The sequence below is a fragment of the Altererythrobacter rubellus genome (genome assembly GCF_030284385.1).
Taxonomy (GTDB): domain Bacteria; phylum Pseudomonadota; class Alphaproteobacteria; order Sphingomonadales; family Sphingomonadaceae; genus Erythrobacter; species Erythrobacter rubellus.
Map to the genome: position 1 here is coordinate 1,589,804 of NZ_CP127221.1, position 14,293 is coordinate 1,604,096.

Genomic DNA, 14,293 nt, shown 5'->3' on the forward strand with positions numbered 1-14,293 from the left:
ATGTCCGATGACCTGTTTGAAAACGCGCCAGCTTCCAGCGGTGACTATGATTCCTCCTCGATCGAGGTCTTGGAGGGGCTTGAGCCTGTCCGCCGCCGCCCTGGCATGTATATCGGCGGCACCGATGACCGCGCGTTGCACCACTTGGCAGCCGAAGTGCTCGATAACTCAATGGACGAAGCGGTTGCCGGCCACGCCAACCGCATTGAGGTGCGGTTAGATGAAGGCAACAGGTTGTTGATCAGCGATAATGGTCGCGGCATTCCGGTTGACGAGCACCCCAAATTTCCGGGCAAGTCCACACTCGAAGTGATCCTGTCTACACTGCACTCAGGCGGGAAATTTTCTGGCAAGGCCTATGCCACATCTGGCGGTTTGCACGGCGTGGGCGTGAGTGTGGTCAATGCGCTGTCGAGCCACACCCGCGTCGAGGTGGCACGCGACAAACAATTGTTCGCGCAGGAATTCTCGCGAGGCCAAACCCTTGGCAAGATCGAAAAGCTGGGCGCTGCGCCCAATCGCCGTGGCACAACGGTCAGTTTCACGCCCGATACGGAGATTTTCGGCGACCGGCAGTTCAAACCGGCCCGCCTGTTTAAACTGGCCCGGTCAAAGGCGTATCTGTTTGCTGGCGTCGAAATCCGCTGGAAATGCGCACCTTCGCTGGCAAGTGAAGATGTACCCGAAGAAACAACCTTCAAATTCCCCGGCGGATTGGCAGATCACCTGGCCGAACAGATCGGTGAGCGCGAATGCGTGACGGCTGAAGCCTTTACCGGCAGCCAGGATTTCCCTGAAGAAAAAGGCCGCGTGGAATGGGCCGTCGCATGGCCGCTATATTCCGACGGCTCGACCAGCTGGTATTGTAACACTGTGCCCACCCCGGATGGCGGCACACATGAACAAGGCTTGCGCGCGGCATTGACCAAAGCATTGCGCGCGTTTGGCGAACTGACCGGCCAGAAGAAGTCAAAGGATATCACGGCAGACGATGTGATGACCGGCGGCGAAATCATGCTGTCGGTTTTCATTCGCGATCCGCAATTCCAGTCACAGACCAAGGACCGGCTGACTTCATCGGAAGCCTCTCGCCTGGTTGAAAACGCTGTGCGCGATCATTTCGATCACTTCCTGACCGCTAATATGGAGCGCGGTAAAGCGCTGCTGGGTAGCGTGATGGAACGCATGGACGAGCGGCTGAAGCGCAAGCAAGAGCGCGAGATCAAGCGCAAGACCGCGACCAATGCAAAGAAGTTGCGGCTGCCCGGCAAGCTTACCGATTGTAGCGGTGAAGGTGACCGCGAGACCGAGCTGTTTATCGTCGAGGGCGATTCTGCGGGTGGCAGCGCCAAACAGGCGCGCGACCGCAAGAGCCAGGCAATTCTGCCGATCCGCGGCAAGATCTTGAACGTTGCCAGCGCCACCGCTGACAAAATCCGCGCCAATCAGGAGATAGCCGATCTTTCGCTGGCGCTGGGTTGTGGCACCCGCAAGGACTGTGACCCAGAACAGCTCCGCTACGACCGCATCATTATCATGACCGACGCTGACGTTGACGGCGCGCATATCGCAACGCTGCTGATGACATTCTTCTTTCAGGAAATGGCGCCCATTGTGCGTGGCGGTTATCTCTATCTAGCGCAGCCTCCTCTATATAAACTCAGCAGTGGCAAAGAGACGCGTTACGCGCGCGATGATGATCATCGAGCCGAACTGGAAGAGACTGTCTTAAAAGGCAAAAAGGTCGAAGTGGGCCGTTTCAAGGGCCTTGGCGAAATGAACCCTGGTCAGCTGCGCGAAACCACCATGAATCCGGAAACGCGTTCATTGATCCGTATAACCTTGCCCGAACAACATGAGCAGCGTTTTGCGGTGAAGGAACTAGTCGACCGTTTGATGGGACGCAATCCAGAACACCGGTTCAACTTTATCCAGAACCACGCCAGCGATGTCGATCGTGACATGATTGACGCCTAAAAAGGTGCGCCTTCGATAGGCATTGCAGAGAATATCGATATCTCTGGAGGTATGATCGCCAACCCGCCAATCTGCTGAACAAATGTACCGGATTAGGGCACTGCAAAGTGTCTTTGAACGGTATCCATATCACGCCATTGCTCGAAGAAATGTATCCGGTTCGCATCCTCGGCATCATCACGCTTGGTCGGATCAATAACGACCGTGCCTGTGATAATGATCATTGAGCGACCTCCGTATGAATATGCAAGTGTCCTTCGAGCGTGCGGTGCACCGGGCATTTGTCAGCAATTTAGATCAGCTTGGCGCGTTGTTCCTCGTCTGGCTCCTTACCCAGGATCTCGATCTTTCGCTTCAGAGCCTGGATCCGCACCTTTTCATCCAGCACATGATCGCAATCTTCAGCGTGATCGCGTTCCTTCGAACGGCCATTCCTTGCGATCCGCATACATTTTCATAGTCATCGCCGTGCATGTGCCAAGCGCTGCATTGAGCAAATCGTATGGCGTCGGGCTGGTGTCGTCACCGTACATAACTCACTGGTTCATCGGCAACGAAGCGATGGCTGACAGTGTGCACCTCTGTGCCGAATTTGCCATTGCCGGTCTGCACGATCACGCCCTCTTCCGGCATCTCTAGCTGATCTTTCTGGGGCAGATATCGCCCCGCCCATGCCGCGATCATTTGCGCAGCAAACCTGGCGTCCGCCTCGTTCAGCAGCAATTGATCCGCACCTGCCAAGCTGACAAAGTTCTTGGGATGCTTGGCCGCTGCGAACAGGTTCGATGCATGCTCAACACCAACAATGTCGTCGGTCGGCGAATGCATAATCAGCAAGGGCACGCGCAGAGCGCCGATGCGATCAAGCAGATCAATCTCGCGCGTCTTGTCGAGGAATTCCTTGCTCAGCTTAAACGCGCGGCCACCGATGGTGACATTGCCTTCGCCATTGCGCTCGATCTCGTCCAGATCGCCTTTGATATTGTGTAGGACATGTGGCACTTCGCGAGGCGCGCCAATAGTCGCAACCGCGGCGACATTGTCCCGCTCGAGTTCGGTGGCAGCAGCCAATACCGCCGCCCCGCCCAAACTGTGGCCGACAAGCAGAACCTGGCAATCGAACCGCTCGATCAAATGCTCTGCCGATGCAATCAGATCCTCGACATCGCTGGCAAAGCCCGCCCGCCCGAATTCGCCCTGGCTGCCGCCAGTCCCGTAAAATCGAATCGCAGCGATGCGATGCCTTCGCGCGCCAAAGCTTGCGTTACCGCCTTGGCGCCCTTCGATTGCTTGGTGCGCGTAAAACAATGTGCAAACACCGCCGCCCCCCGCACCAGCCCAGTTGGCAATTCCAACGCGCCAGAAAGCTCATGCCCTTCAGATGTTGTGATCTTTAGCGTTTCAGTTGGCATTGTTCTCTCCTTGGCCTGATAGCTCTAGAGCTTTATTCGCGCGCCAGTGTCAAAGGTTTCATGGACTGCATTACCCACTCGCCAATTCGATAGCTTACGCAGCGTCACCCTTGCGCTGGTCGCGTGTGTAACTTAACGCGCTCGGCAAGTTTCAAACGAAAACCTCATGGGAAAATTCATGACCGATCAGCCGCAACGTTTCGAAGGTACAAACGACTATATAGCTACTGACGACCTGAAGGTTGCGGTGGATGCTGCGGTCATGCTGCGACGGCCCTTGCTGGTCAAGGGTGAGCCAGGCACCGGCAAAACCGTGTTGGCACACGAGATTGCCAAGGCAATCGGTGCCCCGCTGATCGAGTGGAATGTGAAGTCGACTACCAAGGCCCAGCAAGGTCTGTATGAGTATGACGCAGTTGCCCGTTTGCGCGATGGCCAGTTGGGCGATGAGCGCGTTCATGACATTGCGAACTACATCAAGAAGGGCAAATTGTGGGAGGCATTCACCTCCAAAGAACTGCCTGTCTTGCTGATCGACGAGATTGACAAGGCGGATATCGAATTCCCCAACGACCTTTTGCAAGAGCTCGATCGGATGAGCTTCGACGTGTATGAAACGCATGAGACAATCACTGCGAAAGAGCGCCCGATTGTCGTGATTACGTCGAATAACGAGAAAGAGCTGCCCGATGCGTTCCTTCGCCGCTGCTTCTTCCACTATATCAAGTTCCCAGATCGCGACACGATGCGCGACATCATCGAGGTTCACTATCCCGGAATTCAGAAGAACCTTGTCAGCAAGGCGATGGATATCTTCTACGAATTGCGCGACGTTCCCGGCCTGAAAAAGAAGCCGTCAACCAGCGAGCTGCTCGACTGGCTCAAGCTGCTTCTGAATGAAGATATGCCGATGGATGTCCTGCAAGACAGCAATCCGAACAGCGCCATTCCCCCACTGCATGGTGCCTTGCTGAAGAACGAGCAGGATGTGATGATGTTCGAACGGCTCGCGTTTATGGCGCGCCGCAATCCGAGTTAAGCCAGCGGCCAGCTTTAGTCGAAGCTGTAGGCCAGTTCGTAATTACCGCAGCTTTCCGGAATCATGTCGAGCGCACTCGCGCTTCCCGTGTCGATCTCAATTGGCTTCATGCCGTGTCATGCCCCTGAATTTCCGTCTTGAGAACCTCGGTAACCGCGTATGGTTATCGTTGGGTTAAATTAGATAGGGGTTTGCACTCAGGGCTGGCGAGGCCACGATAGGTGCGCTATCGAAATCGTCATGTTCTTCAATTTCGTCGATGAGCTTCGCGCTGCGGGCATACCCGCTAGTTTCAAAGAGCACCTCACATTGCTTGAGGCGCTCGACAAAGATGTGATCGAGCAAACGCCAGAAGCGTTTTACTACCTGTCGCGCGCCACATTCGTGAAGGACGAAGGCCTGATCGATCAGTTCGACCAGGTCTTCAACAAGGTATTCAAAGGCATTCTGTCAGACTACGGGCAAAACCCGGTCGAGATCCCGGAAGACTGGCTGAAGGCCGTAGCTGAGAAGTTCCTGTCCGAAGAGGAAATGGAAAAGATCAAGTCACTGGGCGACTGGGACGAGATCATGGACACGCTCAAGAAGCGCCTTGAAGACCAACAAAAGCGCCACGAGGGCGGTAACAAATGGATCGGCACCGGCGGCACATCCCCGTTTGGACATTCCGGCTACAACCCGGAAGGCGTGCGTATTGGCGGCGAAAGCAAGCACAAGCGTGCAGTGAAGGTGTGGGAAAAGCGCGAGTTCAGGAACTTGGACAACACCAAGGAGCTTGGAACGCGCAACATCAAGATGGCGCTGCGCCGCTTGCGCCGTTTTGCGAGGGAAGGTGCGCAGGACCAGCTTGATCTGGACGCGACAATCGATGGCACGGCCAAGCAGGGCTGGCTCGATATCCATATGCGCGCCGAGCGCCGCAATGCGGTGAAGCTACTCTTGTTCCTTGACGTAGGCGGTTCGATGGATCCGTTTATCAAGCTCTGTGAAGAGCTGTTCAGTGCGGCGACTAGCGAGTTTAAAAATCTGGAGTTCTTCTACTTCCACAACTGCCTTTATGAAGGTGTGTGGAAGGACAACAAGCGTCGCTGGCAGGAACGGACCAAGACCTGGGATGTGCTGCACAAATACGGACATGACTACAAGGTCGTGTTCGTCGGTGACGCCGCGATGAGCCCTTATGAAATCACTCATCCGGGCGGCAGTGTAGAACATATGAACGAAGAAGCCGGTGCGATTTGGATGCAACGTGTCACGAACACCTATCCAGCGACTGTGTGGCTCAATCCGGTGCCGGAGAAGCAATGGGGCTATTCACAAAGCACCAAGATGCTGAAGCAACTGGTCAATGACCGGATGTATGGGCTGACATTGGATGGCCTGGATGAAGCCATGCGCGAACTCAGCCGAAAGCAAGGGCATTGACCTTCAGATCGGAATATCAGGCATTTGCCGTAATTATCGCTTGTTCCCGTCACCAACTAAGGCGTAGGTGTATAGCGTCACTTTCGTGCAAGCTAGAGGGGCATGTGGTCGCAAGCCAACCTTAAGGGTCGCAAAACCTAAAAGGGGGAATGACCAATGAAACGCATTATACTGAGCAGCATCGCAACTGCATCTTTAGCCTTTACCGCAGCACCTGTAACTGCACAGGATGAACCGGAAGAGGCGCGCACAACCTACACCGTCGAGTTCTTGCGTTTTGAGCCGGACAAGGCGGAAACATGGACGGAAATGCGCGAAAAATACTGGGTCCCTGCGGCCAAAGCGGCAGGCCTACCCGTACCCACAGTTCATTGGATGATGGATGGGGAATGGGATCTGATGGTGATTCGTGAGATTCCACGCGGCATGGCGTCTTTCGACAGGCACGGGTCTCCTGAGGGGGAGCGCTGGAATGAAGAGTTTCTGAAGCTGGTCGGCGGTGAATAAGCTGCTGCAGCCCTTCGCGAGAAAAACGGCCAACTGATCGAAGCCTCGGCAAGCTACTTCACACACACTCATCCTGACTAAGCGAAAGCCAGTCGGACAGTTTGAATTGATTACAAGGGCGTCATGTCATTCTGGGTGTGGCGCCCTTGCTAGGTCTGAAATCGTTCAGCCGCCGGCATCTGTATTGCTAATAAATCAGCAAATCCCGCACATCGGCGATCCACGCCGCTTCGTCATTGCTCGCTAGCGCATCCAGATCGGCAAGCCTGGCGGCAGGATCATCGACCCATTCGCGCAGCGCCGGCCCACCATTGATCACATCAATCGCGAGCACATTGTCCGTGTACTCGTATTTGAAGTCGGACCCGCGCCACAATTGATAGCCCGGATACACGTTACGGATCGCCTTGAACGCGAGCGCCTGCAACCTCCATGGTTTGAAGGCATGATGATCATAAAACGGCCCTTCTGCGTGGATCATCAATGCGTTACACAGCTTACCTGCATGTTTGTGAAAAGTAGGTTCGAACCAACATTCACGGATCGCGCAGCCTTCGATCCAATCAGGCGCTAGCCTCCACATTTCGGCCAAGACAGCCTTTGTGTCGATGTCAGGCGCACCGAACAATACCTCCAGCGGGCGAGTAGTGCCCCTGCCCTCGCTCACCGTCGCGCCTTCGATCATCACCGTTCCGGCATAGGCGCGCGCCATGTTTACATTGGCGGCATTCGGTGAGGGATTGATCCATATGCGTGTCAAAGGCCAGCCATGGCCTGGACCGTCAGGCTCCCAACCCTGCATCTCGATCACGCGATAATCTACGTTCAGGTCAAAATGGCGGATGAACCAATGCCCCATTTCTCCCAGCGTCAGCCCGTGCCGCATCGGCATTGGAGCGGCCCCGACAAAGCTTTCATTGCCCGGAATCAGCAAACTTCCTTCCACGGGCCGGCCTGCCGGATTTGGCCTGTCTAGTACCCATACGGTCTTTCCAAATTTCGCGGCTTCTTCAAGTAGGTAGAGCAGAGTGGTGACAAATGTGTAGATGCGGCAACCGAGATCCTGCAGATCGAACAGAAACACATCCGCACTCGACATCATCTGACACGTTGGCCGACGCACTTCGCCGTAAAGCGAGAATACGGGAATGCCGTATTGCGGATCGTTTTCATCCGCGGTTTCGACCATATTGTCTTGCTTGTCGCCTTTCAGCCCATGTTGCGGGCCAAATGCGCTGGCGACGTTGACCCCGGCGGCGATCAGCGCGTCCAGACTATGCGTCAGGTCTCTGGTCACTGATGCGGGATGAGCGACCAAAGCCACGCGCTTGCCATCGAGCTCACGGAGAAGCACTGGATCGCCAAGCAGCCGGTCGATACCGAATTGCACGCTCATTCTCCTCGCTCCACCCGCAATTGGCGGCAAACCTCGCTGTGGAATTCCGGCTTTCCATCGGGGAATGCCAATGCCCAGAACTGGATATTGCCCTCAAGGTCCTCGACAATTGCATTGAGCGCCACTTGCGCAGGGTCCCCTAGCTCGGACGCAATGCCCGCGCGCAGCAGCAGACCATCGGCGGAATGGGTACAAGCGACCGCAATTGCCTCAACTGGCCCATCACGTGAATTGAGGCGGAAATCGTCAAAATCATAACACGCCCATTTCGATGAAGGTGAAAGATTGAATTCGCGGTACCACTGGCCACCGTTTGGCTGCCAGAAGATCTCGAAACAGGTGGTCTTCCATAGGAAATCCTCGCGCAAGGGTGTCGCTTGCGTCGGAATCTTTATTGCGCCGATGTCTCCTTGAAGGCGAAACTCGGCCGTACAACCCCCTGCCGTTGGTGAGAGGCTGGCCGTTACCGATGTAATCGGCCCAGGCTTGCAATCGGGATGAAGAACTAGCTTATGCATGGCTTTCAGCCCTATGTCTGTGCGAACAGGCAAGCAAGAGGCTTACCTTCCGCAAAATGCATTGCTAGAGGCCTCTCCACAATGAGCACATACAAATCCGATCTTCTGCGCGTCCTCGATGAACGCGGTTATATCCACCAAACAACTGATGCAGAGGGTTTGGATAAGCTTGCCTGTGACAGAGTGATCCCGGGCTACATCGGCTTTGACGCGACTGCACCCTCGTTGCATATTGGCAGCCTGGTGCAGATCATGATGCTGCGCCGCTTGCAGCAGGCGGGGCACAAGCCGATTGTCGTGATGGGCGGCGGGACGACCAAGATCGGTGACCCGTCTGGCAAGGATGAGAGCCGCAGGCTGCTGACCGCTGAACTGATCGATGAGAATATCGCGGGCATCCGCACGGTATTTGAGCGGCTTTTAACCTTCGGCGATGGTACGACCGATGCGATCATGGTCAATAACGATGAATGGCTGAGCACGCTTGGTTATATCGAATTGCTGCGCGATGTTGGCCCGCATTTCACAATCAACCGCATGCTGACCTTTGATTCAGTCAAGCTGCGGCTTGAGCGAGAGCAGCCGCTCACCTTCTTGGAATTCAACTACATGATCCTGCAGGCCTATGACTTTCTCGAGCTGGCACGCCGCTATGGCTGCCGCTTGCAGATGGGCGGCAGCGACCAGTGGGGCAACATCGTCAACGGTATGGAGCTTTCACGACGCAAGGATGGGCGCGAGCTCTACGGTTTGACTACCCCGCTGCTGACCACTGCCGATGGCGCGAAAATGGGCAAGACCGCAGCGGGTGCTGTTTGGCTGAACGAAGCCCAGCTGCCCGGATACGATTTCTGGCAATACTGGCGCAATTGCGATGACCGCGACGTCGGGCGTTTCCTTCGCCTGTTCACCGATTTGCCGCTGGATGAGATTGCCCGGCTCGAAGCGCTAGAGGGTGCAGAGATCAACGATGCCAAAGTCGTGCTGGCCAATGAGGTGACCAAATTGGTCCGCGGCGAAGATGCAGCAAGAGCGGCGGAGGCCACCGCGACGCAGACTTTTGCTGGCGACGGAACCGGCGATGACCTGCCCAGCGTGGCAGTCGGCGACGAAGGTATGCGCATAGGCGCATTATTGACTGAGATCGGGTTCACAGCTTCGAATGGCGAAGCGAAACGCAAGATTGCCGAAGGCGCGGTGCGACTTGATGGATTGCCCATTATCGACCCTTCAACCTTGGTCGAGGTCGGTGAAGGTGATCAACGCAAGCTGAGCCTTGGAAAAAAGAAGCACGGCATCGTGACACGTTAACCGCACTTAATATCTGTATCATAAAGTCGTTTGCTCAGACCGGCACGAAGAGCCTGGCTCAATTGTCGTTTTGATCCAACCGGTCCTTACCAAATATCAGCCTTTAGCGCGCATACCGCATCCTCAGAACGATAACTGGAGGTTGTGTTGTGAGTGCCGGAGCAAATCTGAGCGTTACTGATCTACGTCGCGCTGCGCGTCACCCGGTTGATTTCCCGGTGATTGCAGAACACCGCCGTCTCGGTGATATCGAACTGCACGTGGCCAATCTGTCAGCCCACGGTTTCATGGTCGATGACGCTGAGAGCCTTCAACGTGGAGACCGGGTTATCATCCGTCTGCCAGTTGTCGGACGCATCGAAGCCTATGTGATCTGGACCCGCGACGAGCGAGCCGGCTTCCAATTCGAACGCATTTTGCGCCTGGACGATTTCCTCGCCATCATCGACGAGCTTCAGCCAAACCCGCGTTTGCGCAAACTGCGCTGAATAATCGCAACTCCGATAAGATAAATTTTTGATATCTTGGCACAGGGCATTGGCCCTGCCATGGCGGTTGGGTGAATAACGCAGCCTCCCCCTCTCCGGATGACTTGAGCGAGCCTTCGCACCCGTTCCGTGTCGCTAACTTCCGTTACTATTGGGTCAGTCGTCTCAGTATGACACTGGCGCAATATGCCATGCTGCTGATCATCGGTTGGCAGACCTACAATATCGCGCGTGATGACGGGATGGGCATCGCCGAAGCATCTGGCCAACTGGCACTGATCGGCCTGCTTCAGTTTCTGCCCCTGTTTATCCTGACCCCGTTTAGCGGGCTCGCAGCAGACCGGTTTGACAGGCGTAAACTGGGCCGGCTCACCGTGCTGCTTCAGCTAGCATCTGCGTTGGTTCTGGCATGGTTCAGTTGGACCGAAGAGATTACGATCCCGATCCTGTTCAGTGTGGCTGTGGTGTTGGGAATTGCGCGCGGCTTTGCTGGCCCTGCGCTCTCCGCACTGTCTCCAAACCTGGTGCCCAGAGCTATACTTCCCACCGCAATCGCGCTTTCCTCTATCTCTTGGCAAGTCGGCATGATCGTCGGGCCAGCGTTGGGCGGCGTGCTCTACCGGATCGCGCCCGCACTACCCTATGCCGGTGCCGCAATTCTTTTTGCTATTTCAGCTATTGCACTGACTTTGATCGGTAAGGTTCCGCAGCCAGCCACGCGCAAGGATCAGCGGCCAATTGGTGCGATCGTTGACGGCTTGGCCTATGTCGTGCGCAACAAGATGGTTCTTGGTGCAATAACACTCGATCTTTTCGCGGTGTTTCTGGCTGGAGCGACTGCGCTTTTCCCGGTCTATGCGCGTGATATCCTGCAAGTAGGTGAGATAGGATTGTCCATGCTTGCTGCCGCACCTGCTACTGGTGCAGCGCTCACCGCTCTATTTTTCAGCTTCCGTCCCTTGGAAAGCAATGTTGGCCCGAAGATGCTCTTGGCCGTGGCGATCTTTGGCGTTGCGACAATTGTCTTCGGTCTATCAACCAGCATGCCGCTGAGCCTTGCGATGCTCTTCATTGTCGGCGCGGCGGACATGTTCAGCGTCTACATACGCCAGTCGCTCATCCAGCTGCACACACCCGATGACAAGCGCGGGCGCGTATCATCGGTCAGCCTGCTGACCATCAGTGCTTCCAATGAAGGGGGGGATGCTTTTTCAGGTGCCCTCGCCTTCGTTATTGGCCCGGTTGCGGCAGTGGTGGTTGGCGGTGTCGGTGCGCTTGTAACCGTTGGGCTTTGGAGCCGAATATTCCCTGTATTGCGCACGACAAAGACCTTCGATCCGCCAGAAGACGTGCTACAAGCAGGTCGACGAAATTAATCTCAGGAGGCCTGACATGAAAGCCGCAAACATCCTCGAAACGATTGGCAACACCGCACATATCCGGCTGTCGCGTATGTTCCCTGACCATGAAGTGTGGATCAAGAGCGAGCGATCCAATCCGGGCGGATCAATCAAGGACCGGATTGCACTGGCGATGGTGGAAGATGCCGAACAATCGGGCGCTTTGAAGCCGGGTAGCACCATCATTGAACCGACAAGCGGCAACACGGGCATCGGCCTGGCTATGGTGGCGGCTGTAAAAGGCTATAGGCTGGTTTTGGTCATGCCGGAGAGCATGTCGCTTGAACGTCGGCGTTTGATGCTGGCTTACGGTGCATCCTTCGATCTGACCCCGAAAGAAAAAGGGATGAAAGGCGCGATCGAACGCGCGCACGAATTGGTCGAGAGCACCGAGAACTCGTGGATGCCCAGCCAGTTTGACAATCCCGCGAATGTCGCTGTTCATGTGAAGACCACCGCGAAAGAAATTCTGGCGGATTTTGCCGAAACACCGATTGATGTGATGATCACGGGTGTGGGCACCGGCGGGCACCTGACAGGGTCTGCAGAGGAGTTGAAGCGTCATTGGCCGGACATGAAGGCCTATGCCGTGGAACCGACGCTTTCGCCGGTGATCAGCGGCGGACAGCCAGGCCCTCACCCGATCCAGGGTATCGGCGCCGGCTTCATTCCCGGCAATTTGCACACACAAGCTATCGACGGCGCGATCCAGGTTGATCCCGAAGACGCAAAGGAAATGGCGCGCCGCGCAGCAAGCGAGGAAGGCATGCTGATCGGTATCTCGTCCGGCGCAACTCTGGCAGCGATTGCGCAGAAACTCAGCGATTTACCTGCTGGATCGCGCGTACTCGGCTTCAACTACGACACAGGCGAGCGGTATCTCTCAGTGCCGGATTTCCTGCCAGTCGAATAAGCGAAAGAACAGGCCACAATACAAAAGGCCCGAAGGATTGTTCCTTCGGGCCTTTTTTGTTTCCGAATTCAGATCGGTTTAGGCTGCCGTGGCAAAGGCCTCTTCACCCAGCGCCATCATGCTCTCGCTACCTGCTTCGATCTTGCGGCGAAACGCACCGGCATCCGGCAAATACCGTTCAGCGTAATAACGCGCGCTGGTAAGCTTTGCTTCGTAATAGGCCTTGTCCTCGGTATCCGCGGCCAAAGCCTGCTTCGCAGCCTTTGCCATGCGCAGCCACATCCAGCCAAGCGTAACAATGCCCATAATGTGCATGTAGTGATGCGCGCCCGCGCCGAGGTGGTTCGGGTTCTGCATCGCATTGTTCATGAACCACATGGTGGCCGCTTGCTGCTGCCCGAGAGCTTTCTCCAGCATTTCGGCGATGTCTTTCAGCGCTTCGTCTTCCTTGGCTGAAGCGATGTCTTCACCAACGATCTTGAAGAAGGCCTGGATTGCGGCGCCACCTTTGCTCGCGAGCTTGCGCCCGCAAAGGTCCATCGCCTGCACGCCGTTGGTGCCTTCGTAGATTTGCGCAATGCGCGCATCGCGAACGAACTGGCTCATGCCCCATTCTTCTACATAACCATGGCCGCCGAAGACCTGCTGCATGTTGGTGGCAATGTCATAGCCCTTGTCAGTGCCATATCCCTTGATCACCGGGGTCAAGAGACCAATCAAAGCGTCCGCCTGGTCGCGTTCTTCCTCAGTCTGCGCCTTGTGAGTCAGGTCGACCTGCAATGCGCCCCAAAGGCACAATGCCCGCATGCCTTCTGTGAAGACCTTCGCGTCCATCAGCATCCGGCGAACGTCAGGGTGAACGAAAATCGGATCTGCTTTTTCTTCTGGCTCCGCTGGACCGGTAAGCGCGCGGCCCTGTCGGCGATCGAGCGCATAGGCAACTGCATTCTGATATGCCGCCTCAGCCTGTGCGAGGCCTTGAATGCCAACGCCAAGACGCGCGGCATTCATCATCACGAACATGGCCGCCAGCCCCTTGTTCTCCTCGCCAACCATCCAGCCTTTCGCACCGTCATAATTGAGCACGCAGGTAGCGTTTCCGTGGATGCCCATCTTGTGCTCGATTGAACCACACGAAACCGCATTGCGGTCGCCTAGCGAGCCGTCATCATTGACCAGCACCTTTGGCACCACGAACAGGGATATGCCTTTGGAGCTATCCGGTGCGCCTGGTGTCTTGGCGAGTACCAGGTGAATGATGTTTTCAGTCAGGTCGTGCTCGCCTGCCGAGATGAAGATCTTCGTTCCGGTAATCGAATAGCTGCCGTCTGCCTGTGGCTCTGCCTTGGTGCGGATCATCCCCAAATCCGTGCCGCAATGCGGCTCAGTCAGATTCATAGTGCCAAGCCATTCGCCCGAGATCATTTTCGAGACGTATTTCTCTTTCTGCTCTTCAGTCCCCGAAGCGATCAGCGCCGCCACGGCTCCAGTGGTCAAACCCGGATACATACCGAATGCCTGATTGGCTGATGCAACGAATTCCTCAATCACGAACCCCAAAACGTGCGGCATGCCCTGTCCGCCGAATTCTTCAGGCGCAGAGATCGTACCCCAACCTGCTTCACGATATTGCTTGAAGGCTTCCTTGAAGCCATCTGGTGTTGTCACGCTGCCGTCATCGTGGCGCGTGCAGCCTTGCTGGTCGCCAATCTGGTTGATCGGGGCCAAAACCTCGGAGCAGAACTTGCCGGCTTCGTCCACAACCGCTTCGACCATGTCGGGCGTTGCCATTTCAAAGCCTGGCAGATTACCGAAGGATCCTAGCTCCAACATTTCGTTGATTACGAAACGGGTGTCACGGGTGGGGGCGTTGTAGGTGGGCATCTGTGTGTCCTTGCTGCAATAGG

15 protein-coding genes are annotated in these 14,293 nt (G+C 55.9%); 8 read left to right on the forward strand and 7 right to left on the reverse strand.

Annotated elements, in window-relative coordinates; translation table 11 throughout:
- Positions 1–1,977 carry a DNA topoisomerase IV subunit B gene (gene parE / locus QQX03_RS07955; protein WP_285975223.1) on the forward strand — a complete coding sequence of 659 codons (1,977 nt, stop codon included), beginning with the start codon at positions 1–3 and terminating at the stop codon, positions 1,975–1,977.
- Between the two features lie 92 nt (positions 1,978–2,069).
- On the opposite strand, the gene QQX03_RS07960 is transcribed toward parE, so the two are convergent.
- From QQX03_RS07960 to QQX03_RS07970, 4 genes are all read right to left on the reverse strand, one after another.
- Positions 2,070–2,201 (reverse strand): hypothetical protein, encoded by a 132-nt coding sequence (locus QQX03_RS07960; protein WP_285975224.1) that lies wholly within the window; start codon positions 2,199–2,201, stop codon positions 2,070–2,072.
- Positions 2,202–2,269: 68 nt separating this feature from the next.
- Positions 2,270–2,425: a hypothetical protein gene (locus QQX03_RS07965; protein ID WP_285975225.1), complete on the reverse strand. Its 156-nt coding sequence runs from the start codon at positions 2,423–2,425 to the stop codon at positions 2,270–2,272.
- The gene (locus tag QQX03_RS11515; RefSeq protein ID WP_349665832.1) at positions 2,379–2,510 is read right to left on the reverse strand and encodes an OsmC family protein; all 132 of its coding nucleotides are present in this window, start codon (positions 2,508–2,510) and stop codon (positions 2,379–2,381) included. The genes QQX03_RS07965 and QQX03_RS11515 overlap by 47 nt, the downstream gene beginning before the upstream one ends.
- The gene (locus QQX03_RS07970) at positions 2,500–3,285 is read right to left on the reverse strand and encodes an alpha/beta hydrolase family protein (protein WP_285975226.1); all 786 of its coding nucleotides are present in this window, start codon (positions 3,283–3,285) and stop codon (positions 2,500–2,502) included. The genes QQX03_RS11515 and QQX03_RS07970 overlap by 11 nt, the downstream gene beginning before the upstream one ends.
- 282 nt (positions 3,286–3,567) lie before the next feature.
- Here QQX03_RS07970 and QQX03_RS07975 point away from each other — a divergent pair, with 282 nt between their 5' ends.
- The 3 genes from QQX03_RS07975 (at position 3,568) to QQX03_RS07985 (ending at position 6,360) form a co-directional block, all read left to right on the forward strand.
- Positions 3,568–4,428, forward strand: a complete 861-nt coding sequence (locus QQX03_RS07975; RefSeq protein ID WP_285975227.1) for an AAA family ATPase — start codon at positions 3,568–3,570, stop codon at positions 4,426–4,428.
- A gap of 240 nt (positions 4,429–4,668) precedes the next feature.
- A complete protein-coding gene (locus tag QQX03_RS07980) occupies positions 4,669–5,853 on the forward strand; it encodes a vWA domain-containing protein (RefSeq protein WP_285975228.1) in 1,185 nt (394 codons plus the stop codon).
- Positions 5,854–6,009: 156 nt separating this feature from the next.
- Positions 6,010–6,360: a hypothetical protein gene (locus QQX03_RS07985; protein ID WP_285975229.1), complete on the forward strand. Its 351-nt coding sequence runs from the start codon at positions 6,010–6,012 to the stop codon at positions 6,358–6,360.
- 187 nt (positions 6,361–6,547) lie between these two features.
- Here the strand turns inward: QQX03_RS07985 and QQX03_RS07990 are convergent, their stop codons facing one another.
- Together QQX03_RS07990 and QQX03_RS07995 are read right to left on the reverse strand one after the other, a co-directional pair.
- Entirely contained in the window at positions 6,548–7,750 is a 1,203-nt protein-coding gene (locus tag QQX03_RS07990; RefSeq protein ID WP_285976984.1) for an exo-beta-N-acetylmuramidase NamZ family protein, read from the reverse strand.
- A 2-nt stretch (positions 7,751–7,752) separates the two neighbouring features.
- Positions 7,753–8,274, reverse strand: coding sequence for a DOMON domain-containing protein (locus tag QQX03_RS07995; protein ID WP_285975230.1), 522 nt, complete (start codon positions 8,272–8,274; stop codon positions 7,753–7,755).
- Between the two features lie 81 nt (positions 8,275–8,355).
- Between QQX03_RS07995 and tyrS the strand changes: the two genes are divergently transcribed.
- The 4 genes from tyrS to cysK all read left to right on the forward strand — a co-directional run bounded on the left by tyrS (position 8,356) and on the right by cysK (position 12,386).
- Entirely contained in the window at positions 8,356–9,585 is a 1,230-nt protein-coding gene (gene tyrS, locus QQX03_RS08000) for a tyrosine--tRNA ligase (RefSeq protein WP_285975231.1), read from the forward strand.
- 149 nt (positions 9,586–9,734) lie between these two features.
- Positions 9,735–10,073, forward strand: a complete 339-nt coding sequence (locus tag QQX03_RS08005) for a PilZ domain-containing protein (RefSeq protein WP_285975232.1) — start codon at positions 9,735–9,737, stop codon at positions 10,071–10,073.
- Positions 10,074–10,144: 71 nt separating this feature from the next.
- Positions 10,145–11,449 carry an MFS transporter gene (locus tag QQX03_RS08010; protein WP_285975233.1) on the forward strand — a complete coding sequence of 435 codons (1,305 nt, stop codon included), beginning with the start codon at positions 10,145–10,147 and terminating at the stop codon, positions 11,447–11,449.
- Between the two features lie 16 nt (positions 11,450–11,465).
- Positions 11,466–12,386 (forward strand): cysteine synthase A, encoded by a 921-nt coding sequence (gene cysK, locus QQX03_RS08015; protein WP_285975234.1) that lies wholly within the window; start codon positions 11,466–11,468, stop codon positions 12,384–12,386.
- Positions 12,387–12,464: 78 nt separating this feature from the next.
- Here cysK and QQX03_RS08020 read toward each other — a convergent pair whose 3' ends face one another.
- Positions 12,465–14,270 (reverse strand): acyl-CoA dehydrogenase C-terminal domain-containing protein, encoded by a 1,806-nt coding sequence (locus QQX03_RS08020; protein WP_285975235.1) that lies wholly within the window; start codon positions 14,268–14,270, stop codon positions 12,465–12,467.
- Positions 14,271–14,293: the final 23 nt, after the last annotated feature.